This is a genomic window from Methylobacterium sp. 275MFSha3.1, assembly GCF_900108435.1.
Taxonomy (GTDB): Bacteria; Pseudomonadota; Alphaproteobacteria; order Rhizobiales; family Beijerinckiaceae; genus Methylobacterium.
Genome location: NZ_FNWP01000004.1, coordinates 254,274 through 278,478, shown reverse-complemented (window position 1 = coordinate 278,478; position 24,205 = coordinate 254,274). Strand labels below are relative to the sequence as shown.

The 24,205-nt window shown below is 72.7% G+C and carries 23 protein-coding genes; 12 read left to right on the top strand and 11 right to left on the bottom strand.

Annotated elements, in window-relative coordinates:
* Positions 1-9 precede the first annotated feature (9 nt).
* Together BLW78_RS06280 and BLW78_RS06275 are read right to left on the bottom strand one after the other, a co-directional pair.
* Entirely contained in the window at positions 10-327 is a 318-nt protein-coding gene (locus BLW78_RS06280; protein ID WP_020093199.1) for a hypothetical protein, read from the bottom strand.
* 175 nt (positions 328-502) lie between these two features.
* On the bottom strand, positions 503-781 hold the full coding sequence (locus tag BLW78_RS06275; protein WP_012318753.1) for a hypothetical protein: 279 nt from the start codon (positions 779-781) through the stop codon (positions 503-505).
* Between the two features lie 550 nt (positions 782-1,331).
* Between BLW78_RS06275 and BLW78_RS06270 the strand changes: the two genes are divergently transcribed.
* The gene (locus BLW78_RS06270) at positions 1,332-3,080 is read left to right on the top strand and encodes an outer membrane beta-barrel protein (RefSeq protein ID WP_244526802.1); all 1,749 of its coding nucleotides are present in this window, start codon (positions 1,332-1,334) and stop codon (positions 3,078-3,080) included.
* A 375-nt stretch (positions 3,081-3,455) separates the two neighbouring features.
* On the opposite strand, the gene BLW78_RS06260 is transcribed toward BLW78_RS06270, so the two are convergent.
* The gene (locus tag BLW78_RS06260) at positions 3,456-4,019 is read right to left on the bottom strand and encodes a sugar O-acetyltransferase (RefSeq protein WP_091677628.1); all 564 of its coding nucleotides are present in this window, start codon (positions 4,017-4,019) and stop codon (positions 3,456-3,458) included.
* Between the two features lie 112 nt (positions 4,020-4,131).
* Here BLW78_RS06260 and BLW78_RS06255 point away from each other — a divergent pair, with 112 nt between their 5' ends.
* The 5 genes from BLW78_RS06255 (at position 4,132) to BLW78_RS06235 (ending at position 11,492) form a co-directional block, all read left to right on the top strand.
* Positions 4,132-4,677 (top strand): TetR/AcrR family transcriptional regulator, encoded by a 546-nt coding sequence (locus BLW78_RS06255; protein ID WP_020093203.1) that lies wholly within the window; start codon positions 4,132-4,134, stop codon positions 4,675-4,677.
* Between the two features lie 212 nt (positions 4,678-4,889).
* Positions 4,890-8,348, top strand: a complete 3,459-nt coding sequence (locus BLW78_RS06250) for a PAS domain S-box protein (RefSeq protein ID WP_091677626.1) — start codon at positions 4,890-4,892, stop codon at positions 8,346-8,348.
* A gap of 413 nt (positions 8,349-8,761) precedes the next feature.
* On the top strand, positions 8,762-9,775 hold the full coding sequence (tauA, locus tag BLW78_RS06245) for a taurine ABC transporter substrate-binding protein (protein WP_091677624.1): 1,014 nt from the start codon (positions 8,762-8,764) through the stop codon (positions 9,773-9,775).
* A 23-nt stretch (positions 9,776-9,798) separates the two neighbouring features.
* Positions 9,799-10,590 carry a taurine ABC transporter ATP-binding protein gene (locus BLW78_RS06240; protein WP_091677620.1) on the top strand — a complete coding sequence of 264 codons (792 nt, stop codon included), beginning with the start codon at positions 9,799-9,801 and terminating at the stop codon, positions 10,588-10,590.
* Positions 10,587-11,492, top strand: a complete 906-nt coding sequence (locus BLW78_RS06235) for an ABC transporter permease subunit (protein WP_091677618.1) — start codon at positions 10,587-10,589, stop codon at positions 11,490-11,492. The genes BLW78_RS06240 and BLW78_RS06235 overlap by 4 nt, the downstream gene beginning before the upstream one ends.
* On the opposite strand, the gene BLW78_RS06230 is transcribed toward BLW78_RS06235, so the two are convergent.
* Entirely contained in the window at positions 11,489-12,208 is a 720-nt protein-coding gene (locus BLW78_RS06230; protein ID WP_091677615.1) for a phytanoyl-CoA dioxygenase family protein, read from the bottom strand. The genes BLW78_RS06235 and BLW78_RS06230 overlap by 4 nt on opposite strands.
* A gap of 773 nt (positions 12,209-12,981) precedes the next feature.
* Between BLW78_RS06230 and BLW78_RS06225 the strand changes: the two genes are divergently transcribed.
* From BLW78_RS06225 to BLW78_RS06210, 4 genes are all read left to right on the top strand, one after another.
* Positions 12,982-13,581 (top strand): PAS domain-containing protein, encoded by a 600-nt coding sequence (locus BLW78_RS06225; protein WP_020093209.1) that lies wholly within the window; start codon positions 12,982-12,984, stop codon positions 13,579-13,581.
* 208 nt (positions 13,582-13,789) lie between these two features.
* On the top strand, positions 13,790-14,299 hold the full coding sequence (locus tag BLW78_RS06220) for a ferritin-like domain-containing protein (RefSeq protein ID WP_091677612.1): 510 nt from the start codon (positions 13,790-13,792) through the stop codon (positions 14,297-14,299).
* A 98-nt stretch (positions 14,300-14,397) separates the two neighbouring features.
* A complete protein-coding gene (locus BLW78_RS06215; protein WP_091677610.1) occupies positions 14,398-15,042 on the top strand; it encodes a cysteine hydrolase family protein in 645 nt (214 codons plus the stop codon).
* Between the two features lie 204 nt (positions 15,043-15,246).
* Positions 15,247-15,444, top strand: a complete 198-nt coding sequence (locus BLW78_RS06210) for a hypothetical protein (RefSeq protein WP_012318739.1) — start codon at positions 15,247-15,249, stop codon at positions 15,442-15,444.
* A 91-nt stretch (positions 15,445-15,535) separates the two neighbouring features.
* On the opposite strand, the gene BLW78_RS06205 is transcribed toward BLW78_RS06210, so the two are convergent.
* Positions 15,536-16,306 carry an SDR family NAD(P)-dependent oxidoreductase gene (locus BLW78_RS06205; RefSeq protein ID WP_091677607.1) on the bottom strand — a complete coding sequence of 257 codons (771 nt, stop codon included), beginning with the start codon at positions 16,304-16,306 and terminating at the stop codon, positions 15,536-15,538.
* Positions 16,307-16,458: 152 nt separating this feature from the next.
* On the opposite strand from BLW78_RS06205, the gene BLW78_RS06200 reads away from it, so the two are divergent.
* Positions 16,459-17,088: a TetR/AcrR family transcriptional regulator gene (locus tag BLW78_RS06200; protein ID WP_056523325.1), complete on the top strand. Its 630-nt coding sequence runs from the start codon at positions 16,459-16,461 to the stop codon at positions 17,086-17,088.
* An 11-nt stretch (positions 17,089-17,099) separates the two neighbouring features.
* Here the strand turns inward: BLW78_RS06200 and BLW78_RS06195 are convergent, their stop codons facing one another.
* The 5 genes from BLW78_RS06195 to BLW78_RS06175 form a co-directional block, all read right to left on the bottom strand.
* Positions 17,100-17,444, bottom strand: coding sequence for a DUF1330 domain-containing protein (locus tag BLW78_RS06195; RefSeq protein ID WP_020093214.1), 345 nt, complete (start codon positions 17,442-17,444; stop codon positions 17,100-17,102).
* A gap of 63 nt (positions 17,445-17,507) precedes the next feature.
* Positions 17,508-18,200 (bottom strand): orotidine-5'-phosphate decarboxylase, encoded by a 693-nt coding sequence (pyrF, locus tag BLW78_RS06190; protein ID WP_056523322.1) that lies wholly within the window; start codon positions 18,198-18,200, stop codon positions 17,508-17,510.
* 269 nt (positions 18,201-18,469) lie between these two features.
* Positions 18,470-19,087, bottom strand: a complete 618-nt coding sequence (locus tag BLW78_RS06185) for a uracil-DNA glycosylase family protein (protein ID WP_056523320.1) — start codon at positions 19,085-19,087, stop codon at positions 18,470-18,472.
* Positions 19,088-19,224: 137 nt separating this feature from the next.
* Positions 19,225-21,420: a xanthine dehydrogenase family protein molybdopterin-binding subunit gene (locus tag BLW78_RS06180; protein ID WP_091677605.1), complete on the bottom strand. Its 2,196-nt coding sequence runs from the start codon at positions 21,418-21,420 to the stop codon at positions 19,225-19,227.
* A gap of 59 nt (positions 21,421-21,479) precedes the next feature.
* Positions 21,480-21,935, bottom strand: coding sequence for a (2Fe-2S)-binding protein (locus BLW78_RS06175; RefSeq protein WP_020093218.1), 456 nt, complete (start codon positions 21,933-21,935; stop codon positions 21,480-21,482).
* Between the two features lie 284 nt (positions 21,936-22,219).
* Here BLW78_RS06175 and BLW78_RS06170 point away from each other — a divergent pair, with 284 nt between their 5' ends.
* Positions 22,220-23,755: a sensor histidine kinase gene (locus BLW78_RS06170; protein WP_020093219.1), complete on the top strand. Its 1,536-nt coding sequence runs from the start codon at positions 22,220-22,222 to the stop codon at positions 23,753-23,755.
* A gap of 27 nt (positions 23,756-23,782) precedes the next feature.
* On the opposite strand, the gene BLW78_RS06165 is transcribed toward BLW78_RS06170, so the two are convergent.
* Positions 23,783-24,199, bottom strand: coding sequence for an EVE domain-containing protein (locus BLW78_RS06165; RefSeq protein WP_091677603.1), 417 nt, complete (start codon positions 24,197-24,199; stop codon positions 23,783-23,785).
* Between the last annotated feature and the right edge of the window lie 6 nt (positions 24,200-24,205).

Genomic DNA, 24,205 nt, shown 5'->3' with positions numbered 1-24,205 from the left:
CCGATCCGGTCAGCAGCTCAGCCGCCGGCCTTCGCGACGCCCGAACACTTTGTAGTGGGCGGCACCCGATTCCATCTGGCCGTTGGCCACGGCGCGGCGGACATCCGGATTGCAGCGCAGGTACTCGCGCTCGTCGAACCCGTAATTGGCGCGGCCGCGGTAATCGTCCCGGTCGCGGTAGCCGCGGTCCCGGTAATCGTAGTCGCCGCGGTCGCGGTAGCCCCGGCCGCCGTAATCGTCGTAGTCGGGGCGCGGCTGCGCGGAGACCGGGCCGACCACGCCCAGAATGCCGAGGCTCACCGCGGCCGCTGCCAGAATCGCCTTCATCGTACCAATCCTCCCTTGTCGGTGGCCAGAAACGCGTCGGGGCGCGGATGGTTCGATCGCCTCGGACGTGGCACCCCCGGCCAGCCCGAGCCCAGCCCCCGCGATGCGGGAAGCCCGCCTCGCGGCTCTGCCCCGGCCCGCGCCGGGGCGGACGCAGCCCCGGCGCGGATGCGCGTCACATGCGGCGCATCATCTCGCGACGCATCTCGCGGTGGCGCATCTCGCGGCGCATCTCCCGATGCATCATGTGGCGCTCCATCCGGTGGCGCATCATCCGGCGCTCCATGCGACGGCGCATCATGTGGCGCTCGACGGGATCCATCTGGACCGTCGAGACCATGCCGGCGGGCGCCGACACGCCCGTGCCGGGGCCGATCGGCGCGGCGGAGGCCGGGATCGCGACGGCGGAACCGAGGGCCGCCAGCAGGGCGGCGGCAATGATCGTTGAACGCACGTGAGGTTTCCTCTCTCGCCGCCCGGGAAGACGGGCGGGCGTTTCCAGGGGACTCGCGGCCGGATCCGCCCGCAATCCCGCCCAGGAAGGCTCGGGCCGCCCGGATGGTTCCCCGGACCGGGCCGCCCCGCCAGGAACGCGCCGGAGCGGTATCGCGACGGGCATCGCGTCGGGCCGGCGGCCCGGCCCCGTGGCCGCCCTGGGTTGGACCGGGCAGGGCGCAGGTGATGCACGAACGCATCACCCAGCCGCAAAAACGAACGGAACCAAGCCGCGGCACGACCGAAGATCAGAGCAACATTTCCGCCCACAATGACTCGAATAAACTCTCAAAATACTCATTCTATAAAATCCGTGAGATCTATAAAATATCATTCTCGTCTCAACGATTGCATAACCAGTCGAATTTGAGGAATGATCTCGAAAATCCACGCTTCAGAATCGAGACATCATGACCTAGTCATGAGAACGCATCATGCGAACCGCGCGAGATCAGCAGAAGTTCCGCTTCGGCATCCGAAGCCTCACCGGCGAAGAGACCTTGACGCTCATGCCTTCGACGACGCGCGGCGGGGGACACTACATGTACCGCATCTCGAGTTCCGGACTTCTCCTGTGCCTGCTGTCGCAGACCGCGATGGCGGCGGACCTCCCGCGGCGGGCCCTTCCGCCGGCGGCGACGGCCGTGCCGATCTTCTCCTGGACCGGAGCGCATGCCGGCCTGTTCGCCGGTTACGGGACCCTCGATCGGGCCACGCAGTTCGTCTGCACAGGTCCGGACGGGCAGCCCGGAGCCCGGAACTGCCCGGTCATTCCATCGAAGCGGGCCTCGGACGGGAGCTTCGTCGGCGGCGCCGAGGTCGGCTACGATTGGCAGGTGAATTCCGGCTTCGTCGCCGGCGCCGCAGCGGATTACCAATTCACCCGGCTGTGGGGCTACGATCGCCGCGAGGGCGCCTTTCCGGCCGCGGGCGGCGGCTTCTATCGCCGCAGCATCGCCCATTCCGGCCAGAGGCTGGACGAGCTCGCCACCCTGCGCGGCAGGATCGGCTTCGCTGTCGATCGCACCCTCGTCTACGCCACGGGCGGCCTCGCCGCGGGCACGGTCCGAACCGACAACAACCTGTCGTTGGCCGGTTTCCCGCTGTTCGACGGGCGCCAGGGCGCGGTGCGCCTGGGCTACGTGGCCGGCGCCGGCATCGAGCACGCCTTCAGCGAGCACCTCTCCGCCAAGGTCGAGGGTCTCTACTACGATCTCGGCTCCCGGGCGGTCCTCCCGGCTCCGTCGTACCCCGTGCTGACCGGCTACCACGCCGGCATGCGGGTCGCGACGGACGGCTTCCTGGCCCGCGTCGGCCTCAACTACCGGTTCGGAGCCGGCCTTCCCACCCTGGCCCCGATCGCGTCGGCAGGCCCGGCCACCTGGGATTTCGAGGGCGGTCTGCGCTACTTCTTCAGCTCCGGGACACCGCGCGAGAAGCTCGGCGACCCCGACGCGCCCGGCCAGCTCAATTCGCGCCTGACCTACAACAACACCCAGGCGCATGCCGGCGAGAGCTTCGCACGGCTCGAGCACAACCCCACGGGCCTGTTCGCCAAGGGCTTCCTCGGCTCGGGCGGCGTCACCGGCGGCCGCCTCGCCGACGAGGACTTCCCGCCCGCCCTGCGCCGCTATTCGAAGACGCTGTCGCCGATCAAGGACGGCGACATCGGCTACGGCGTGATCGATCTCGGCTACGACGTGCTGCGCCGGGACGGGTACAAGCTCGGCGGCTTCCTCGGCTACCAGTTCGCGTCCGAACTGTATAACGGCTACGGCTGCCGTCAGGTGGCGGGCGGGGCTCCCTGCGCCAGACCCTACCCGACCAGCATGAAGACGCTGGGCGAGAGCATGCAGTGGAACGCGCTGCGCGTCGGCGTGATCGGCGAAGCGCGGTTCGACCGGGTCCGGCTGAGCCTGGAAGGCGCCTACCTGCCGGTCGTGAGCCTGAGCGGCGTCGACCGGCACTGGCTGCGGCCCGACATCAATCCGGGGCCGGAAGGCGGCCGCGGCGACGGCTACTTCCTGGAGGGGATCATCTCGTACGACCTGACGCCGTCCGTCAGCGTCGGCGTCGGCGGCCGCTACTGGCAGCTCCAGGCCGACAAGGCGCACACGACGGCCTTCCCGTTCTCGCCGCCCAGCCCGATGAAGTTCGAGACCGGTCGCTACGGCGGCTTCGCGCAGCTCTCCTACCGGCTGGCCGATTTCGGCTTCGGCGAGACAGGCGCTCCGGCGGCCCCGATCCGCAAGGACTGATCCAGCCGCCACGCCGCGCCCGAACGCGGGCGCGGCAGGCCAGGGGACGGGCCGCGCCGGCCGTTCGATTCCGGTGCCTCGATATCCCGGTGCCTCGATCCCGGCATCGCCCCCCCCCCGGCCCGCGGCAGCGATGCCGCGGGGCCGCTCAGCTTGGCCGCGCGGCCGCGTGAACCGGCCGCGACCGGTCGTCGGCGTCCCCGGCAGGTCCGGCCCGGACAGGAGTTCCGGCCCGGACAGGAGTTCCGGCCCGGACGGGAGTTCCGGCCCGGACGGGAGTTCCGGCCCGGACGGGAGCGCTGGCACGCTCGACGGAGGGCCGACGCGGCCGGACCGCTCCCCCACGCAGCACGCGCCCCGCGCGCCCTCACCTCCTCACGGCCGCGGCCGGGCCGGGTTCCCCACCACGGTGGCGCCGGCCGGGACGTCGCGCGTCACCACGCTGCCCGCCCCGACGATCGCGTCGTCGCCGATCGTGACCCCGGGGAGGATGATCGCGCCGCTGCCGATCCAGACATTGGCGCCGATCACCACCGGGCGGGCGAATTCCAGCATCTGCCGGCGCTGGGTCGGCTCGCGCGGATGATCGGGGGTCAGGATCTGCACGGCCGTGCCGATCTGCGTCAGGTCGCCGATCGTGACCGACATCACGTCGAGGATGCTGCACCCGAAGTTCAGGAACACGCCGCGGCCCAGGCTGATGTTGTAGCCGTAGTCGCAGTGGAACGGCGGCCGGATGTTGCAGCCCGGGCCGACCCGCGCGAAGGCCTCCTCCAGGAGCGCCTGCCGCTCGGGCTGGCTCCGCGTCTGCGCGGCGTTATACCGGTCCATCCATTCCGAGATGCGCCGGTTGTCGGCGGCCAGTTCCGGGTCGTCGGCGCAGTACAGCTCGCCCGCCAGCATCCTCTGCTTCTGGGTCTTCACGATCTCTGTGTTCATGGTGGGGACCTCCCTCCGGCCGCGTCGGACCCTAGCTATGCGTACAGATGTACATATCAAGGCCGCGCGCGTCACGGCCCGGCTGCCCTGAACCGGATCCGAGGAGGTCCCCTTGCCCGCCGCCCAGCGCCGTTTCGACCCGGATCGCCGGGCGCGCATCATCCGGGCGACCCTCGACGTCGTCGCCGAGCACGGCGTCGCCGGCACGACCCACCGCCGGGTCGCGGCGGCGGCCGACGTGCCGCTGGGCTCCATGACCTACCATTTCGACAGCCTCGACGCGCTTCTGACCGAGGCGTTCACCGGGCTCGCCGACACGGTCTCGGCGCGGTTCGCCGACCGGCTCGCCGCGGCCGCGACCGTCGACGAGGCCTGCGAGGCCGTGGTCGACCTGATCGTGAGCGACCTCTGGGCGAGCCCGCGCACGATGCTGCTGAGCTACGAACTCTACGCCTTCGCGGCCCGGAACCCGCCGCTGCGCCGGGTCATGCAGGACTGGATGGCCAAGAGCCGGGCCGCCCTGGAACGGCACTTCGCGCCGGAGACCGCCAAGGCCCTCGACGCCATGATCGAGGGCCTGACGATCCACCGCTCGGTCGACCCGCAGCCGGCGGATCGGGCGCAGGTGCGGGCGATCGTGGAGCGGCTGGTGCGGTAGGGCCGCACCCGTCCCCGCACCCGTTCCCGCACCGGGCCGGGGACGCCGCGCGCCGGCCCCTCAAGCGATCGTGATCGCCGGCCGGACAGGTGCCGAATGCCGCACGGTGCCGGCAAGGAATCAGCAACCGTCGCGCGAGCAGGTTCGCCCCGATGCGTGCCGAGGGCGCGCCCGGGCGCGGTCCGCGCCGGTGGTGGGGAACCCTGGGGCCGATGCAGATTGACGCGACCCGCCCGGCCGCGCCGCCGGATCCCGCTCCGCGCCGGGCCGCGGGCGAGCCTGCACCCTGGGACGGGGGCCCCGGCTTCGGGCAGTGGCGTCTCGATCCGCGGACCCGCCGGGTGACCCGATCGGCGAGTCTCGCGCGGCTGCTCGGGACGCCCGGCGCGTGCGACCTGCCGCTCGCCGAGCACGTCGCGTGCTATCATCCGGACGACCGCGCCGCCCTGGTCGCGCGGCTCGAGGGGATCCTGGAAGGAAGCCGGCCGGCAATCCCCTACCAGGCGCGGGCCCGCATCGTCCGCCCGGACGGGACCGTGCTGGACGCGATCATCCAGGGGCTGCCCGAGTTCGGGCCCGACGGCGCGCTCGTCGCCCTGCACGGCCTCATCCTCGACGTGACCGACCTCGTCCGGTCGGAGCGGCGGGCGCGCGAGACCGACATGATCCTGCGCGGCACGCTGGACAGCATGGACCAGGGCCTCGTCGTCCTCGACGCCGACCAGCGGGTGCGCGCGTTCAACCGGAGCGCCGCGGACCTGCTCGACCTGCCGGACGACGTCCTGCGGGCGGGCGTCGCCCTCCCGGACATCCGCGCCTACCAGCGGGCCCGCGGCGACTGCGCGGCGGCCGGGTCCGATCCGGGCCTCGGAACGGGCGCGCGCGCCGGGCTGCCGCCGCTGTTCGACTGGCGCCTGCCCGGCGGCCCGATCCTGGAGGTCCGGTGCGCGGCCCTGCCGGACGGCGGCACGGTCCTGACCTTCGGCGACGTGACCCAGAACCGGATCGCCGAGCGGGACCTGGAGGAGAGCGAGCGCCGCTACCGGCTGCTGGCCGAGAACGCCACCGACATCATCATCTGGTCCGACCTGACTGCCCGCCGCCGCTACGTCTCGCCGGCGGTGCGCGCCGTCCTAGGCTACGACCCGCAGGAGCTGATCGGCACCCATCCCCTCGACTTCGTCCATCCCGACGAGGTCGGCGCGTACCGCCGCGTCCTCGACGACCTCACCGGCGGCCGCGCGTCCCGCGCCCTGACCTCCCAGCGCTACCGGCACCGGGACGGGCACTGGGTCTGGGTGGAGATCTCGTTCAGCCTGACCCACGATCGGGCGACCGGCGCCCCGGACGGCTACGTGGCGACCCTGCGCGACGTGAGCGCCCGCAAGGCCGCGGAGGACGCCCTGCGGTTGAGCGAGGCCCGCTACCGCGCCCTGGCCGACGCGCTGCCGCAGCTCGTCTGGATCGCCAGCACGGAGACCGGCGACGCCTCCTACGTCAACCGGCGCTTCGAGGATTACTACGGCCCGATCGGCCCGACGCGCGCCGCCCGGATCGCCCGGACGCATCCCGACGACACGGAGCGGATGGAGCGGCTGTGGTCGGAGGCGCCCGCCCGACGCGCGCCCTACGAGGTCGAAGGCCGCCTGCAGCGGCACGACGGCGCCTACCGCTGGCACAAGATCGTGCTCCTGCCGATCTGGCAGGGCGAGAGCATGGTGGGCATGCTCGGCACCGCCCTCGACATCGACGAGATCGTCACCGCCCGGCGCGCCGTGGAGGATGCCAGCAGCCTGCTGCACCTCGCCCAGCAGGCCGCCCATGCCGGGACGTGGCACCTCGACCTCGACAGCGGCCGGATCGAGTGGTCCCCCGAGAGCGCGCGGCTCCACGGCATCGAGACCGACCGGAACCACGCCCTCGACACCCGGGACTGGCTCGCCCTGATCGACCGCGCCGACGGCGAGCGGGCGCTGCGGATCGCGGCCGCCGCCGCGGCCGCCGGGCAGACCTTCTCGATCGAGTTCCGGGTCCCCACCGTGGACGGGGGTGTGCGCTGGATCAACGGCGTCGGGCGCGGCGCGCCCGGGCAGGCGCGGCGGATGATCGGCCTCAACATCGACGTCACCGCCCGCAAGGCCGCCGAGGCGGCGCTCCTCGCCGCCAAGGCGGCGGCCGACGCCGCGCGCCTGGAGGCGGAGCGGGCGAGCGCGGCCAAGAGCGAGTTCCTCGCCGCCATGAGCCACGAGATCCGCACGCCGCTCAACGGGGTGATCGGCTACGCCGACCTGCTCCTCGACGGGACGGATCTCGGACCGTCGGCGCGCCGGAACGCCGACCGCATCCGCACCGCCGGGGCCGCGCTCCTGACCGTGGTCAACGACGTCCTCGACTTCTCGAAGGTCGAGGCCGGGCAGATCGAGATCGTGCCCCGGCCCTTCGCCCTGGAGGCGCTGATCGACAACGCGGTGTCGATCGTGCGCCCCTCCGCGGAGCGCAAGGGGCTCGCCCTCACGCTCGCCCAAGGCCCGGGCCTGCCCGACTGGGTCGAGGGCGACGAGGACCGCCTCCGGCAGATCCTGCTCAACCTGCTCAACAACGCCGTGAAGTTCACCGCGTCGGGCGGCATCGACCTGTCGGTCCGGGTCAGCCCGGACGCGATCGGCGGGACGCGGCTGCGCTTCGCGGTCCGCGACACCGGCATCGGGATCCCGACCGACAAGTGCGACCGCCTGTTCCGGCGCTTCTCGCAGGTCGACGGCTCGATCAGCCGCGAGTACGGCGGCACCGGGCTGGGGCTCGCCATCTCGAAATCCCTCGTCACGCTGATGGGCGGGACGATCGGCGTCGCGAGCACGGTCGGGCACGGCTCGACCTTCTGGTTCGAGGCCGACCTGCCCGCGGCGGTCCCGCCGGCCCGCGCGACCGCGCCGGCCTCGGCGATCGCCCGCGCGACCGGCCGCCGCCTGCTCCTGGCCGAGGACGTGCCGCTCAACCAGGACCTCGCCCGGATGATCCTGGAGCGCGCCGGGCACGCGGTGGACGTGGTGGCCGACGGGGTCGCCGCGGTGGCGGCCGTCCAGGCGCGGTCCTACGACGTCGTCCTGATGGACGTGCAGATGCCCGTGATGGACGGCATCGCGGCGACCCGGCGGATCCGCGCCCTGGGCGGCGCCGCCGGCCGCCTGCCGATCCTCGCGATGACGGCGAACGTCCTGCCGCAGCAGGTGGCCGAGCTGCGCGCCGCCGGGCTCGACGACCATATCGGCAAGCCGTTCCGCGCGGACGCGCTGCTCGCCGCGATCGACCGGTGGGCGGCCCCTCGCGCCGAGCCGCCGCGCCGCGCGGAGACGATCGACCGGGCCACCCTGGACGAGATGACCGCGATGGTCGGCCGGGCGCGCATGGGCGACCTCCTGGCGATGCTGGCGAAGGAGCTCGCCGAGCGGTTCGGGCCGGCGGCGACCGACGGCGACCGGACGCGGCTGATGGGGGACGCGCACGCCATGGTGTCGGCGGCCAGCATGATCGGCTTCCTGGATCTGGCCGCGACCTGCCGGGCCTTCGAGACGGCCTGCCGCGCGGGCGAGGACGTCACCGCGCTGCTGGCCGCGCTCCGGGCCCAGGCGGCCGCCACGATCGACGAGATCGCCGCGCTGCGCGCGGCCTGAGCGGGGCCGCCGCCGGAGCCGGCCCGCGGGTTTTGCACGCCCAAATTCTCGTCTCCCAGCCACGCGGCGGCGAGGAACGATCTTCCAGCCGGCGGTCCCGCGCCGGCTGCGCGCCCGCCGGGCCGCGACTCCGGGACGACGATGGCGGGCGCCTCCGGCGAGGGCGGTTCGGAGAACGGCACCGGGTATCGCGCGCGTCCGGGGAGATGGATATTCCGGCGCGCGCGGTCCGCGCACCGCCGCGGTCGGCTGCCCGCGACCCGCGCACCGCCGCGGGGGCCGCGGCGCGAGGCGGATCCCGGGCGCGACCGGGGCAGGGCACGGGCCCTTGCCTTCGTGGCCGAGCTCGGTCGACCCTGCGCCCGGCCGCCCGAGTCGCCCCGCGCCGGGCCGGCCGGAATGGGGGACATCTCATGACATCTGCCGGTCCGCACCGCCGCGCCGTCGCGCTGGCCGCCCTGGCCGCCCTGGCCCTCGGCGCGCCGTTCCCCGGCACCGCCCGCGCGGCCGACCGGGAGGTCACCTTCGCCCACCAGGACATGGTGGTGCCGTTCCGCGCCCTGATGGCCTCCGGGGCGATCGAGAAGGCGACCGGCTACACGATCCACTGGCGCAAGTTCGGCGGCGGCGGCGACGTGATCCGCGCCATGGCCTCGGGCAGCGTCCAGATCGGCGAGGCGGGGTCGAGCCCGATCGCGGCGGCCGCCTCGCAGGGGCTCGACATCCAGCTGTTCTGGATCCTCGACGAGATCGCCGACGCCGAGCAGCTCGTGGCCCGCGCCGGCAGCGGCGTGACGGGCGTGGCCGACCTGCGCGGCAAGACGGTCGCGGTGCCGTTCGTGTCGACCGCGCATTACCAGCTGATCGCCGCCCTGGCGGAGGCCGGGCTCACGCAGGCCGACGTCCGGATCCTCAACATGCGGCCGCCCGAGATCGCCGCCGCCTGGGAGCGGGGCGACATCGACGCGACCTTCATCTGGGACCCGGTGCTCGCCCGGGTGAAGAAGTCCGGCACCGTGGTGGTCTCGGCCGGCGACCTCGCCCGCCGGGGCAAGGCGACCTTCGACGGCCTCGTGGTCGACCGGGCCTGGGCGGCGCGGAACCGGGACTTCCTGGTGACGCTCGTCCGGCTGATCGCCGCCCAGGACGCGGCCTACGCCGCCAGGCCCTGGGGCGCCGACGCGCCGGAGGTGGCGGCGGTGGCCCGGATCAGCGGCTCGGCGCCCGCCGAGGTGCCCGCGAGCCTCGCGGCCTACCGGTTCCCGACCCTGGAGGCGCAGGCCTCCCCGGCCTGGCTCGGCGGCGGCGCCGCCAAGGCGCTTACCGAGACCGCCGCCTTCCTGAAGGCGCAGGGGCGCGTGCAGGCGCTGGCGCCCGACTACGCCCGGTTCGTCACGACGGAGGTCGTGGACGCGGCCCGGAAATAGCCTGTCCCCGGACCGGAGGGCCCATGATCGAGATCCGCAACCTGAGCGTCCGCTACGGGCAGGGCGCCGACGCGGTCGCCGCGCTGTCGGGGATCGACCTGACCATCGGTCCCGGGGAGTTCGTGGTGGCGCTCGGCGCCTCGGGCTGCGGCAAGACCACCCTGCTCTCGGCGATCGCGGGATTCCTGGCGCCCACCGAGGGCCGCATCCTCCTCGACGGCGCGCCGGTCCGGGGTCCGGGGGCCGAGCGGGGCGTGGTGTTCCAGCGCCACGCCCTGATGCCCTGGCTGGACGTCGCCGAGAACGTGGCCTTCGGACCGAAGATGCGGGGCGTGCCCCGGGCGGAGCGGCGGCGGATCGCCCTGGCGACGCTCGACCTCGTCGGCCTGCCCGACTGCGCCGACCGGAAGGTCTACGAGCTCTCGGGCGGGATGCAGCAGCGGGTCGGCCTCGCCCGGGCGCTCGCCGGAGACCCGCGCGCCCTGCTGATGGACGAGCCGCTCGGCGCGCTGGACGCCTTCACCCGCGAGCAGATCCAGGAGCTGATCCTCCGGATCTGGCACCGGACCGGCAAGATGGCCTTCTTCATCACCCACGACGTCGAGGAAGCGGTGTTCCTCGCCACCCGGCTGGTGATCATGAGCCCGCGGCCCGGCCGCATCGTCGAGACGCTGGACCTGCCCTTCTCCCGGGCGTTCGTCGAGGGCCGCGACGCGCGGGCCGTGAAGTCGGACCCCGCCTTCATCGCCGTGCGCGAGCGCGTGCTCGCGCGCATCCGCGGCGGCGCCGGCGCGGCGCCTGGGGCCGTCCGATGAGCGGTCTGCCCCGCGCCGCGCCGGACGCGGTCCCGGACGCGGTCCCGGACGTGATCCCGGACGTGATCCCGGACACGGCCCCGGCCTCGGCTCCGGCGAAGGCCCCGCTGGCGCGCACCGGAATCCGCCGCCGCCGCGGGATCCTGGTGCCGGCGGTCAGCGCCGCCACGGTGCTGGCAGCCCTCGGCCTCTGGCTGGTCGCCACCCGTGCCGGCTGGGTGAAGCCGCTGTTCCTGCCGCCGCCGGAGGCGGTCCTGGCGGCCTTCGGTCAGGCCTGGCGCGGGGAGATCGACGGCGCCCCGCTCGGGCTCCACATCGGCGACAGCCTCCTGCGCGTCCTCGGCGCCTTCGCGCTCGCCGCCCTGGTGGGCATCCCGGCCGGGCTCGCCATGGGCACGAGCCGGATCGCCCGGGGCATCCTCGACCCGCCGATCGAGTTCTACCGGCCGCTGCCGCCGCTCGCCTACCTGCCCCTGATGATCATCTGGTTCGGGATCGGCGAGCTGTCGAAGGTGCTGCTGATCTTCCTCGCCTGCCTCGCCCCGGTGGCGCTCGCCGCGCGGGCGGGGGTGCGCTCCGCCTCGGTCGACCAGATCAACGCCGCGCGCGCCCTCGGGGCGAGCCGCTGGCAGGTCCTGCGCCACGTGGTCTTCCCGGCGGCGCTGCCGGAGATCCTGATCGGCCTGCGGATCGGCATGGGCGTGGGCTGGACCACCCTGGTGGCCGCCGAGATGGTGGCGGCCCAGGCCGGGCTCGGCCAGCTCGTCCTCAACGCCTCCAATTTCCTGCGCACCGACGTGGTGGTGATGGGCATCCTGCTGATCGGCCTGTTCGCGGGCCTGTTCGAGCTCGGGATGCGGGGCCTGGAGCGCGTGCTGGTGCCCTGGAAGGGCCGACACTAGCGCCGCCGCAGCACCCGCTTGAGCCGGCTGCCCGCGTGCGGATCGACGTAGTGCAGCAGGGCCGTGGCCCGGATCGCGTCGGACGCGCAGGGCTCGTTCGTGTGCAGCGAGCGGTAGCCCCAGAAGAAGTAAAGGCTTCCCGGCTTCAGCGGCAGGCGGATCACGCGGTCGCTGCCGCGGTCGTAGGCGCGGGTCAGGAGCTTCTGCGCGAGCGGATTGTCGACCAGCGCCTTGTCGACGAGGTTGCGGAGGTAGCTCCGACGCAGTGCGCGGGTGTTCGGGTGGATGATCAGGCGCCCCGGAGTACCGTGGTCCGGCATCGTGACGGGGACGAGGGCCGTGAGCACGTACGAGTCGAAGTGGAAGCGCATCGAGTGCGTCCTGGCGCCATGTCCCGCCAGACAGCGCAGGATCTGGTAGTAGCCGACATCCGGCGCGGGCCGTCCCACGGCGCTCTCGTAGATGCCGCGGCACAGGGCGTTGAAGGTCGGGTCGTCCGGCAGGGCGGCCAGGAACGTGCCGCCGAGATCCTTCGTCCCGGTGAAACCCGCGTACTCACCGCCCTTCGCGGCGACCGCCCGCGCGACGAAAGCCTGCGCGACGCGCAGGTCCTCCGGGCTCACGTAGTCCTCGAGAACCGCGTAGCCCTGTGACGTGATCTGCTGCGCGATCGCCCCCGCCACGGCGCCGGAGGGGACCTTGAACATGTAGCTCATGGGACCGAACCTTGCCGACCCGAGCCAGACGACACCTGAGAGCCGGTTCGAACGCCATCAGGCGCATTATCTGAGCCGATAGAGTCGGATTCGTCAATCATTCATCTGGATAAATAGCTGCACAAGATGGCGCAAGTTGCGCCATTACTGCACAGGCCGCCGGGACGAAGGGGGCTATGGGTTCACGGCGCGGCGGCGGATGGGTCCGCGCGGAGACCCTGCGGATCGGAGAAACGGGCCGGCCCGCGCGCGGCTCTGCATCCACGTCCGCGTCCCGACAAGATGTGGGGCCCACCAGGCAGCGGACGTGGAGGTCGGCAGAACCAACCCGTCCTTGATCGCGTCGGCCCGCTCGCCGGTCGCCCTCATTTGATGCGCTCGCTGCGCTGACGAACCGCGTCCAGCGCCCGCGCGGACGCGCAGGGCGCGCGAGCTCCGGCCCGGCCCGGGACGTCCCGGGCCCCTCGGCCAGGACGCGGGGCCTGCATGCGGGGCTTGGACGCGGGGCCTCGCCCCGTCCCCGCCGGCGGAGTCAGGTGTCGGCCAGTGGAAGGGACGGCACGTCGCGGTGGCCAGCAGAAGAAAATTCCCTTCGAGTCCGCCGCTCAACTCTGATGGAAGCCTAGGGCGGGCGAACCGGGCACGGCGAGACAACACATATATTTGAATACAAGATCTTTACGGGAATTTGTATTAGGCTATAACGGATTTTGCAGGCTCACAATCGTCGCGCAGCGTCGCCTCTGGTTGCGGTGAGATCGGGGAGGTCTCGGATGGACCACGCGGACGACGTCGTATCCGAGGCGGCGCTCGTCGCGGCGCTCGAAGCCTCGGGCGGCGTCGGCTTCTGGATGTGGGACATCCTCCGGGACGAGGCGCGGGCCGATCCGGTGAGCGCCCTGCTGTTCAACATCAGCCCGGCCCGGTCGCGGGTCGGGGTCAGCCTCGCGGAGCTCCTGAAGGCCGTCCATCCGGACGATCAGCCCCACATCTCGCAGGTCATTCTGGACTGCGTCCGGACCGGCGGCTCCTACACGGCGGAGTACCGCGTCTGCTCGCCGGAGGGGCGGCTGCGGTGGCTGTTCACCCGCGGGCACTTCTACCTGGACCAGGACGGGCGACCGACCACCGGACGGGGCGTGATCGTCGAGATCTCGGACAGCAAGGCGGCCGGCGCGGCTTTCGCGGAGCGCGACGGGGACACGATCGACGACGCCCTCAGCCGCACCGCCGACCTCTGCCTGTCGCTGCACAACACGGTCTCGGTGGTCGGCGACACCGCCCTCGTGGCGCTGACCGAGACGCTGCTCCTCGAGATCGGCAAGCGCCTCGCGGAGCGCCAGCGCGCCGAGCGCAGCGGCGGCCTGCACTGAGCGGGGCAGCTGCCGGAGGTCGCGGATCGTCCGCTCGATGCGCGCCGCCCCGGCTTCGTCGACCGGCACCGGCCGGCCGGTCTCGTCCGGCCCGTCCGGGACCGGCGCCCCCCGCGCCTGCGACCTTCCGACCGGAACTTGGCCGTGCGGCACCCGTGTTTGCCGGTTGAATGAGCCCCGCGCTCACAACTGCTGAGAGGTGAACGCCATGACCATGGACGCCCGCGAGATCTACGTCACGGCCCTGAAGAACACCCATGCTGTGGAGATGCAGGCGCTGCAGATCATGGAGCGGCAGGTCGAGCGCCTGGAGCGCTATCCCGAGATGGAGCAGGCCCTGCGCCGCCACATCGAGGAGACGCACGGGCAGCGCCACCGGCTGGAGGAGGCGCTCCAGAGCCTGGGCGACAGCCCCTCGACCCTCAAGGAGGGCTTCCTGGGCTTCGTCGGCAACATGATGGCCCTGGGTCACACGCCGGCCCAGGACGAGATCCTGAAGAACACCTACGCCAACCACGCCTTCGAGAATTTCGAGATCGCCGCCTACGAGTCGCTGCTCACCATCGGCGACGCCGCCGGCCAGCAGGGCCACCGGACGGCGTTCGAGCAGTCCCTCAAGGAGGAGCAGGCCATGGCGGAGGCGGTGCGCAAGCTGATCCGCCCGACCACCGAGCGCTACCTCTCCCTGACGGTATCCGGCGCCAAGGCCGACCGCTGAGGTCCCGCCGTCCCCGCCCCGAGACCGGGCGGGGACGGCCACCTCGTCCACCTTCGCCCGCTACCCGAGCCACGCTGACCCGGTCTGATCGCGCGCCCATGGACATCGGAAGCCGCCCATCGACGGACAATCCCCGGCCGGAGCCGGAAACCGCCGGCGGGGCCCTGGGGAGGGGGTGCGTCCACCTCTGCGTGGACATGCAGCGCATGTTCGCCGAGCCCACCGACTGGCAGACCCCGTGGATGAACCGCGTCCTGCCCCATGTCTGCCGCCTCGCGGCGGCGCATCCGGAGCGGACCGTCTTCACCCGCTTCATCCCGGCCGCCCGGCCGGGCGAGGGCCGCGGGACCTGGGCGACCTACTCGCGGCGCTGGGCCGGCATGACCCGGGAGCGCCTCGACCCGGGCCTGATCGACCTCGTCCCGGACCTCGCCCGACTGGCTCCGCCCGCCGAGATCGTCGACAAGACCGTCTACTCGCCCTGGCTGGAGACGGGTCTCGACGCGCGCCTGCGCGCGCGGGGGGTCGACACGCTGATCGTCACAGGCGCCGAGACCGACGTCTGCGTGCTGGCCGCCGTGCTCGGCGGGGTCGATCTCGGCTACCGGATCGTGCTGGCCACCGACGGCCTGTGCAGTTCCTGCGACGAGGCGCACGACGCCCTCCTGCTGATGTACCGGATGCGGTACGGCCACCAGGTCGAGACGATGACGACCGCCGAGATCCTCGACCGCTGGCACTGAGCCGGCCGCGCGCCCTCCCGCCGCGCCCGAGCATCCGATCTGTAATGGCCAAGCTCAAGGCGAGTTCTCCGCCCGGCTCCGCCGGCCACCCCGGCTCACGAACACTCGATCCGTGCGGCCGCGCACGCGAAAAACAGTCGCGGCGCATGAACCGGTGGCCGGTGAGACCGTTATGTTCCTGAACAGGGTTCCGGAGGAAAGGTTATGGCCAAGCACGAGATCCTCGGCTACTTCGAGCACCGCCGCGACGGGGCCTGGGTCTGCGTCCGTCCCTTCACCCTGACCACGCGGGACGCGAGCGTCGACATCCGCCAGGGCATGCGCTTCGACTACGGCAAGCGCGTCGGGGGCGTCGATCTGGCCGAGTACCTCGAGCGCCTGGGTTCGCAGTTCGGTTCCTGAGGCGCGGTCACGCGCGAGCCGCAGATCGCAGACCCTTCGACGCGGCGCCGGGCGTGACCCCTGCGCCGCGCTTCGTCGTTTTGAGCGCCGCTCAGGCGCCGCCCCACTGCATCGTCAGGCCGCCATCGACCACCAGGGTGTGGCCGGTGACGTAGGCGGCGTCCTCCGAGGCGAGGTAGAGGATCGCCCGGGCGATCTCCTCGGGCTGGCCGGCCCGGTGCCACGGGATCCGCTCCAGGGACTCGTCGAGAACCTCCGGCTTCTCGAACCGGTCGGCGGTCATCGGCGTCTCGATCAGGCCTGGGGCGACGTTGTTGACGTTGATCCGGTCGGCCGCGAGTTCGCGCGACAGGGACCGGCAGAGGGAGCCGAGCCCGGCCTTCGACATGCCGTAGGGGGCGCTCTCCGGCGTGGGCAGGTGCTGGGCCACGGAGGAGACGAACACGATCTTTCCGTTGCCGCCCTGGGCCCGGCGCATCCGGATGAAGGGGCGGGCGCAGAACAGCGGCCCCATGAGGTTCACCCGCAGGATCCGCTCCAGCACCGCGTCGTCCATCTCGGCGACCGGCATCCCGCTCATGGCCTGCCCGGCATTGGCCACGAGGATGTCGAGGGTGCCGAACTCGCTGCCGATGCGGTCGAAGGCCGCCGTGACCGCCGCCGGGTCGCCGACGTCGAGCTGGAGCACCAGCGCCCGCCGGCCCGCGGCCTCCACCCGCGCGGCGGTCTCGCGGATGCCCTCCGCGTCGCTGTGATAGGTGATAGCCACGTCGGCGCCCGCGCGGGCGAGCAGTTCCGCGGTCGCCTGCCCGATGCCGGAATCGGCCCCGGTGACCAGGGCGCGGGTGTCGGTGAAGCGCATCGCGGATCTCTCGCTGACGCCGCCGTCGCGGCGGGGTGCCTGGGCAATGGGCGCCGCCCGGGCCGGTTCCGGGCGCGCGCAGCCGCCGCAGGGGAACCCGATCCGGGTTCGCGTCTTTGACGCCCCGCCGCCGCATGGCCTAGTGAGGTCGCATGTCCCTCGAAGATACGACCCGCTCGCTCGCGGAGGAGTGCGCGCCCGACACGCGGAGCCGCATCCTCGCGACGGCGGGCACGTATTTCCGCGAGATCGGCTACCAGAAGACGACCGTGGCCGACATCGCCCGGACGCTGAAGATGAGCCCGGCCAACGTCTACCGCTTCTTCGAGTCGAAGAAGGCGATCAACGAGGCGGTGCTGGAGCGGCTGATCGGCGAGAGCGAGGCGGTGATCCTCGGCATCGCCGACCGGCCGGGCCTCGACGCCACCGCGCGCCTCGCGGCGGCGATCGAGGCCCTGCATCGCGACTCCACCCGGCGCTGCGAGACGTTTCCCCGCCTGCACGAGATGATCGAGGCGGCGATGGCGGAGAGCTGGGACGTCTGCCGCCACCACGTCGCCCGGATCACCGCCGGGTTCGAGCGGATCATCCGCGACGGGGTGGCGCGGGGCGAGTTCGAGGCGGCCGATCCCGCCGAGGCGGCCGCCTGCGTCCACGTCGCCATCGCCCGCTACACCCACCCGCTGCTGGTGGGCTGCTCCACCCTCCAGCCGGTGCCGCCCATGGCGGCGATGACGGCGTTCCTGCTGCGGAGCCTCGCGCCGCGCGGGCCGCTCCCGTAGCGCGCCGCCGCCTACTCGGAGGCCGGCCCCGCCTCCGGCGCCGGCTCGGAGGCGCTGGGCTGCGGCCCGTCATAGCCCTCGATCACCAGGATCTCGGCCTCGACGCCGCCGCGCTGCTTGGCCTTGGCGGCCTGGTAGAGGTCGGAGTTCCAGCAGGCGAGGGCGTCGGCGTAGCTCGGGAACTCGATCACCACGTTGCGGGACCGGGCCGGGCCCATCACCGCCTCGTGGGCGCCGCCGCGCACGAGGAACCGGCCGCCGAACTTGGCGAAGGCCGCGCCGTTGGCCGCCACGTAGTCCTTGTAGGCCTCCGCGTCGCGGACATCGACCCGCGCGATCCAGTAGCCCTTGGTCATGCTGCGTCTCCTGCCCTGCGGAGCGAAGTGGGACCGCTCCGCCCGAAGGCAATCCCGCTCGGATCAGGCGAGGTCCGCCACGATCGCCCGCGCCACCGCGCGGGGGTCGGCGGCGCCGGTGATCGGGCGCCCGACCACCACGTGGTCGATCCCGGCCCGGCGGGCATCGCCCGGCGTCATGACCCGCTTCTGGTCGCCGGCCGCGGCACCCGCCGGGCGGATGCCGGGCGTGACGATCAGCCGGTCCGGACCGACGACGCGCCGGACCGCGCCCGCCTCGGCGGCCGAGCAGACGAGGCCGTCGATGCCGATCTCGGCCGCCTGCGCGGCGCGCTTGGCGACGAGCTCCGCCACCGGCAGGCCGTAGCCGGCCTCCGCGGCGTCGGCGTCGTCGTAGGAGGTGAGCACCGTCACGGCGAGGATCCTGAGTCCCGCGCCACGGCCGCGGACCGCCGCCCGCATGGTCTGCGGGTAGGCGTGGACGGTGAGGAAGGTGGCGCCGGAGCCCGAGGCCGAGCGCACGCCCTCCTCGACGGTGTTGCCGATGTCGTGGAGCTTCAGGTCGAGGAAGACCTTGAGCCCGCGGGCCGCCAGCCGCTCGGCCAGGGCGAGGCCGCCCGCGTATCCGAGCTGGTAGCCGATCTTGTAGAAGGTCGCGGCGTCGCCGATCCGGTCGATCAGCGCCTCGGCGGCCTGCACGCTCGGCAGGTCGAGGGCCACGATCAGGCGGTCGCGGGGGTCGGCAATCTCGGTCATCGGCGCGTCCTTCGGGGGTGGCGGCACGGATCACGGGCCGGCGATGCCTGTCAATGCGGGCGGGTCCGGGCGACGCCGTCCCCGACCTCCCGTGCGCGCCCCGCCTCGCGCGCCGTCCTTGCGAGCGCAGCGAAGCAATCCAGGGCGGCGCGCCGGTCTCGGATTTGATGTGTCGCTGGATTGCTTCGCTGCGCTCGCAAAGACGGGCGCGCCCCTTCAGTCCCGAGGGATATGGGATGCGCATGTCGTCGCTGCCTGGACGAGGCCCCTCACCCCGCCATCACCCGCGCCACCTCGGCGCGCAGCACCGGCAGCAGCTCTGCCTCGAACCAGGGCTCGCGCTTCAGCCAGCCGTTGTTGCGCCAGGACGGGTGGGGCAGGGGCAGGACCCGGGGGCGGCGCGGCTCGGCCAGGATCTCCCGCCAGCGCCGCACCGTCCCGGTGAGGCCGCCCTCCATCCGCCCGAGGTGCCAGCCCTGCGCGTACTGGCCGATCACCAGGATCAGCTCCAGGTCCGGCAGGCCGGAGAAGAGTTCCGCCCGCCAGCGCTCGGCGCATTCCCGGCGGGGCGGCCGGTCGCCGCCCTTGGCGTCGAGGCCGGGGAAGCACGACCCCATCGGCACGATGGCCACCCGGGCGGGATCGTAGAACCGCGCCGCGTCGAGGCCGAGCCAGGCGCGCAGCCGCACGCCCGACGGGTCGGTGAAGGGCTGCCCGGTGCGGTGGGCGCGGGTGCCGGGGGCCTGGCTGGCGATGCAGAGGCGGGCCGTGGCCGAGCCCTGGACGATCGGCCGGGGCTCCTGGGGCAGGGGCGGCCCGTAGCGCGGCGTGTCGCGGCAGAGGCGGCAGGCGCGCAGGCGCGCGGCGGTGTCGTCGAAGGCGGGCATGGCCCGGAGATGGCGTCGCGGCGCGCGAAAAAGAAACGGCGCGGTGTCGCGCCGCGCCGTCGTCAGTCGGGTCTCTTGCCTTGGGGGGAAGGCCCACCCTTCCTACGCCGATCCGGGCCGGCGGAACGTGCGTTTCCTCACGCGCCCTTCACGCCGGAGAGGTCGAGCGGCAGCGAGCGCAGGCGCCGGCCGGTCGCGGCGAAGACCGCGTTGGCGATCGACGGCCCGAGCACGGGCACGCCCGGCTCACCGATCCCGGTGGGCGCCGCCTGGCTCGGCACGATGTGCACCTCCACCTTCGGCATCTCGCTCATCCGGGTCGGCTCGTAGGCGTCGAAATTGTGCTCCTGCACCTGCCCGTCCTTGAGGGTGATGCGGTTGCGCAGCACCGCCGACAGGGCGAAGCCCACCGCGCCCTCGACCTGCGCGCGGATCACGTCCGGGTTGACCGGAACGCCGACATCCACCGCCGCCACGATCCGGTTGACGCGGATCGCGGCGTCGTGCGCCGTGACGTCGGCCACCATGGCGACGTAGGAGCCGAAGGATTCGTGGACCGCCACCCCGAGGCCGCGGCCCTGGCCCTGCGGCTTGGCGCTCCAGCCGGCCTTCTCGGCGGCGAGCTTGAGCACGCCGGACAGCCGCGGCGCCTGGGTCAGGAGGGAGAGCCGGTAGGCCACCGGATCGACGTTGGCGGCGTGGGCCAGCTCGTCGATCATCACCTCCATTACGTGGGCCGTGTGGGTGTGGCCGACCGAGCGCCACCACAGGACCGGCACGCCCTCGCGGCCGTTATGGACGCCGAACCGGTAGGCCGGCAGCGCGTAGGCGGTGTCGGAGGCGCCCTCCACGGTGGTGGCGTCGATGCCGTTCTTGACGATCATCGCCTCGAAGGGCGAGCCGATCATGATCGACTTGCCGACCATCACGTGGTCCCAGCCGACCACCGCGCCCTTGCCGTCGATGCCGGCCCGGACCCTGTGCAGCACGGTCGGGCGGTAATAGCCGCCGGCCATGTCGTCCTCGCGGGTCCAGACGAGGTGGAGCGGGGCCTTCTCGCCGGACGCCTTGAAGACGGTGGCGGCTTCCGCGAGGTAGTCGGCGGTGGGCGTCGCCCGGCGCCCGAACGAGCCGCCGGCCCAGTTGCTGTGCAGCCGGACCCGGTCGGCCGTCACGCCGAGGATCGCCGCCATGGTGGCCTGCTCGACGGTCTGGAACTGGAAGCCCGCGTAGACGTCGTAGCCGCCGTCGGCCCCCTTCTCGATCGTGGCGTTCAGGGGCTCCATCGCCGCGTGGGCGAGGTAGGGGAAGGTGAACTCGGCCTCGACGACCTTGGCGGCGCCCTTGAGCGCCGCCTGCGGGTCGCCGCGCTCGGAGGCCGTCAGGCCGGGACCCTTGGCGCGCTCGCGGTACTCGGCCAGGATCGCGTCGGACGAGCGGGTCTCGGCGGTGCTGTCGTCCCAGGCGACGGTCAGCGCCTCGCGGCCCTTCATGGCCGACCACGTGTCGCGGGCGATCACCGCCACGCCGGTCGGCACCTGCACCACGTCGAGGACGCCCGCGACCTTCCGGGCAGCCGCGGCGTCGAAGCTCTTCACGGTGGCGCCGAAGCGCGGGGCCCGAGCGACGAGGGCCGTGACCTGGTTCGGGCGGCGGATGTCGAGGGAGTAGACCGCCGTGCCGTTCGTCTTGGCGACGGAATCGAGGCGCGGCACCGTCTGGCCGATCAGCGTCCACTCGCTCGGGTCCTTGAGCCGCGGCTCGGACGGCACCGGCAGCGAGGCGGCCGAGGCCGCGAGCTCCCCGAACCGGGCCTGCCGGCCGGACGGGGCGTGGCGCACGAGACTGTCGGCGACCGTGATCTCGGAGACCGGCACCTTCCAGCGGAAGGCGGCCTCGGCCATCAGCATCTCGCGGGCGGCCGCGCCGGCCTTGCGCAGCTGGAACCAGGAATTGGCCACCGCGGTCGAGCCGCCGGTGCCCTGGATCGGGCCCATCAGGCTGTTGTTGTAGAGCGTCGCGTCGGCGGGCGCGAACTCGGTGCGGACGTGTCGCCAGTCGGCGCCGAGCTCGTCGGCCAGGATCGTGGCGAGCCCGGTCGTGTTCCCCTGGCCCATGTCGAGGTGCTTGATCACCACCGTGACGGTGTCGTCCGCGCCGATCCGCACGAAGGCGTTGGGCTGCGCCTTCACGTCGGCGAGGTTCGGGCCGGGCGCGGCGCGGGCGGGTTTCGGGTCGAGCCGGAACGCGACCACGAGGGCGCCGGCGCCCGCCAGCAGGCCGCGGCGGCTCGGACGGACGGGGAGGGGGTTCGGTCGACGGGCGTTCAGCATGGCGGCGAGGCTCCGGTCGGGACCGCGGGGGAGGGCGGGAAGGTGGGCGCCGGGACGGATCAGGCGAGGCTGCGCGCGGCTTCGTGAATCGCCGCGCGGATGCGCTGATACGTGCCGCAGCGGCAGATGTTGCCGTCCATGGCACCGTCGATGTCGGCGTCGGTGGGCTTGGCGTTGCCCGAGAGCAGGCCGATCGCCGACATGATCTGGCCGGACTGGCAGTAGCCGCACTGGACCACGTCGAGCTTGCGCCAGGCCGCCTGGACGGCCTCGGCCACCCGGCCCGACACGCCCTCGATGGTCGTCACCTGCGCGGCGCCGACATCGCCCAGGCGCGTCTGGCAGGCCCGGACCGGCTGGCCGTCGAGGTGGACCGTGCAGGCGCCGCACTGCGCGATGCCGCAGCCGTACTTGGTGCCGGTGGCGTCGAGCCGGTCGCGCAGCACCCAGAGCAGGGGCATGTCGGGATCGGCGTCGATCGCGTGCGCGACGCCGTTGACGGTGAGATTCGGCATGGTCGGCGACCCTCTCTCGACGCGCGTGTCCGGGCGCCCCGGATCGCGGCGTGCGGCCGCGCTCGGGCCGGCGGGCCTCCACCCGAGACTAGCGGGCGCGGGCCCCGACACGATGTGCGGCACCGCACGTCGATCCGGCGGCACGACAGTCTCGATACAGCCCGCGATGCTTAAGATTGCAGGGATGTCGGCAGCCGCTTCTTAACATATCCGCCCCATCCTCACGGAGTGCTTCCCCGCCACCGCCGCCCGTCCGCGCATTCGAGCCGAGTTTGAAGACGCGCATGTCCGATCTCACCGTCGAGATGGTCCAGCGCGGTCGCGGCCCCTCGACGGAGGAGGCGGCGCGCCGCCGCGGGGTCGCCCGGGAAATCCGCTCGGCCCGGGAGAAGCTGACCTCGCGGACCGGCCTCGAACGGGCCTTCGACTACGAGCTGCTGCGCCACTACGCCCAGTACCGGGTCGGCGCGGGCATCCCGCTGGTGGGGTTCGCGGCGGTGCTGGCCGCGGCGTCGACCTTCTGGATCGCGCCGCCGGTGGCGGCGATCTGGGCGCTCGGCGTGGTCCTGATGATCTCGCTCAACACGACGTTGAGCCGGCGCTTCCTCCGCGCCGACCCGGCGACGATCCCGCTCGCCCGCTGGCGCCGCCGCTTCCTGGTCGGCGAGGTGCTGCAGAGCCTGTCGTGGGCCGCGATGATCGGGCTCGGAACCACCGGCGGCTGGACCTTCGCGCTGTTCGGCCTCGTCATCGCCTCCGCGGTCACCACCATGCTGGCCGCGACGGTGCCGCTCGCCGCCGTCGCCGCCCTGGTGCCGCTGGCCCTCGCCACCGCCTCGCTCGCGGCCTTCTCCCGCGGGATGGACCTGCTGATGCTGGTGGTCATGGCCGGCGGCGCGCAGGTCTTCTTCCTCGGCCTGTCCCGCCGCCTCTACACCTCGACGGTGGGCGCCCTGCGCTCCCGCGCCGAGAAGGACGCGGTGTTCGGCGAGTTGGAGCAGGCCAAGGCCAATTCGGACGAGGCCCGCCGCCGGGCCGAGGAGGCCAACCTCGCCAAGTCGCGCTTCCTCGCCACGATGAGCCACGAGCTGCGCACGCCGCTCAACGCCATCCTGGGTTTCTCGGAGGTGATGAAGAACGAGGTGTTCGGCACCCATACGGCGCCGTCCTACCGCGAGTACTCGCACGACATCCACGACAGCGGGATGCACCTCCTGAACCTGATCAACGAGATCCTCGACCTGTCGCGGATCGAGGCGGGGCGCTACGAGCTGAACGAGGAGCCGGTGCAGCTCGCCCACGTGGTCGAGGAGTGCCGCCACATGATGGGCCTGCGGGCCAAGGCGAAGAACCAGACCTTCCACGACCTCGTCGACGGCTCGCTGCCGCGGCTCTGGGCCGACGAGCGGGCTCTGCGCCAGATCGTCCTGAACCTCCTGTCGAACGCCGTGAAGTTCACGCCCCCGGGCGGCGAGATCTGGCTGAAGGTCGGCTGGACCGCCTCGGGCGGGCAGTACGTCTCGGTGAAGGACAGCGGCCCGGGCATCCCCGAGGACGAGCTCGGCACGGTCCTGTCCTCGTTCGGGCGCGGCTCGCTCGCGATCAAGACCGCCGAGCAGGGCTCCGGCCTCGGCCTTCCGATCGTAAAGGGCCTCGTGGAGCTGCACGGCGGGCAGTTCCAGCTGTCCTCCAAGCCCCGCGAGGGCACCGAGGTGGTGGTGACCCTGCCGGCCGCCCGGGTCATGGACACGCTGCCGCCGGTCGAGGTCGAGCCGGACTTCGTGGGCCCCGTGCGCGGCCCCCTCAACCGCGCCGCCTGAGCGGCCCGTCGGGCCGCGGGCCCCGGCTCAGCCGAGACCGCCGAGGGCGCAGACCCGCACCCACTCGGCCTCGGTCACCGGCTGCACCGACAGCCGGGAATTGTTGACCAGCACCATGTCGGCGAGCGCCGCGTCGGCCTTGATCGCCTCGAGCGTGACCGGGCTCGGCAGCGCCCGCACGGCCCTGACGTCGACCATGCCGAAGCGGCCGGTCTCGTCGGTGTGGTCGGGATAGTAGGCGCGGATCACCGCCACGATGCCCACCACCGCCTTGCCCTCGTTCGAGTGGTAGAAGAAGCCCTCCTCGCCGACCTGCATGGCCATCAGCTGCTTCTTGGCGAGGTGGTTGCGCACGCCGTTCCAGTGCGTGCCGGCCTCCCCGGCCGCGACCTGCTGATCCCACGACCAGGTCGCGGGCTCGGATTTGAACAGCCAGTACGCCATCGCTGA

Excerpts from the sequence above, each read along its gene's own strand:
- BLW78_RS06280 (WP_020093199.1), bottom strand. The coding sequence starts at position 327 with ATGAAGGCGATTCTGGCAGCGGCCGCGGTGAGCCTCGGCATTCTGGGC.
- BLW78_RS06270 (WP_244526802.1), top strand. The coding sequence starts at position 1,332 with ATGCCTTCGACGACGCGCGGCGGGGGACACTACATGTACCGCATCTCG.
- BLW78_RS06260 (WP_091677628.1), bottom strand. The coding sequence starts at position 4,019 with ATGAACACAGAGATCGTGAAGACCCAGAAGCAGAGGATGCTGGCGGGC.
- BLW78_RS06250 (WP_091677626.1), top strand. The coding sequence starts at position 4,890 with ATGCAGATTGACGCGACCCGCCCGGCCGCGCCGCCGGATCCCGCTCCG.
- tauA (WP_091677624.1), top strand. The coding sequence starts at position 8,762 with ATGACATCTGCCGGTCCGCACCGCCGCGCCGTCGCGCTGGCCGCCCTG.
- BLW78_RS06240 (WP_091677620.1), top strand. The coding sequence starts at position 9,799 with ATGATCGAGATCCGCAACCTGAGCGTCCGCTACGGGCAGGGCGCCGAC.
- BLW78_RS06235 (WP_091677618.1), top strand. The coding sequence starts at position 10,587 with ATGAGCGGTCTGCCCCGCGCCGCGCCGGACGCGGTCCCGGACGCGGTC.
- BLW78_RS06230 (WP_091677615.1), bottom strand. The coding sequence starts at position 12,208 with ATGAGCTACATGTTCAAGGTCCCCTCCGGCGCCGTGGCGGGGGCGATC.
- BLW78_RS06225 (WP_020093209.1), top strand. The coding sequence starts at position 12,982 with ATGGACCACGCGGACGACGTCGTATCCGAGGCGGCGCTCGTCGCGGCG.
- BLW78_RS06220 (WP_091677612.1), top strand. The coding sequence starts at position 13,790 with ATGACCATGGACGCCCGCGAGATCTACGTCACGGCCCTGAAGAACACC.
- BLW78_RS06215 (WP_091677610.1), top strand. The coding sequence starts at position 14,398 with ATGGACATCGGAAGCCGCCCATCGACGGACAATCCCCGGCCGGAGCCG.
- BLW78_RS06210 (WP_012318739.1), top strand. The coding sequence starts at position 15,247 with ATGGCCAAGCACGAGATCCTCGGCTACTTCGAGCACCGCCGCGACGGG.
- BLW78_RS06205 (WP_091677607.1), bottom strand. The coding sequence starts at position 16,306 with ATGCGCTTCACCGACACCCGCGCCCTGGTCACCGGGGCCGATTCCGGC.
- BLW78_RS06200 (WP_056523325.1), top strand. The coding sequence starts at position 16,459 with ATGTCCCTCGAAGATACGACCCGCTCGCTCGCGGAGGAGTGCGCGCCC.
- BLW78_RS06195 (WP_020093214.1), bottom strand. The coding sequence starts at position 17,444 with ATGACCAAGGGCTACTGGATCGCGCGGGTCGATGTCCGCGACGCGGAG.
- pyrF (WP_056523322.1), bottom strand. The coding sequence starts at position 18,200 with ATGACCGAGATTGCCGACCCCCGCGACCGCCTGATCGTGGCCCTCGAC.
- BLW78_RS06185 (WP_056523320.1), bottom strand. The coding sequence starts at position 19,087 with ATGCCCGCCTTCGACGACACCGCCGCGCGCCTGCGCGCCTGCCGCCTC.
- BLW78_RS06180 (WP_091677605.1), bottom strand. The coding sequence starts at position 21,420 with ATGCTGAACGCCCGTCGACCGAACCCCCTCCCCGTCCGTCCGAGCCGC.
- BLW78_RS06175 (WP_020093218.1), bottom strand. The coding sequence starts at position 21,935 with ATGCCGAATCTCACCGTCAACGGCGTCGCGCACGCGATCGACGCCGAT.
- BLW78_RS06170 (WP_020093219.1), top strand. The coding sequence starts at position 22,220 with ATGTCCGATCTCACCGTCGAGATGGTCCAGCGCGGTCGCGGCCCCTCG.
- BLW78_RS06165 (WP_091677603.1), bottom strand. The coding sequence starts at position 24,199 with ATGGCGTACTGGCTGTTCAAATCCGAGCCCGCGACCTGGTCGTGGGAT.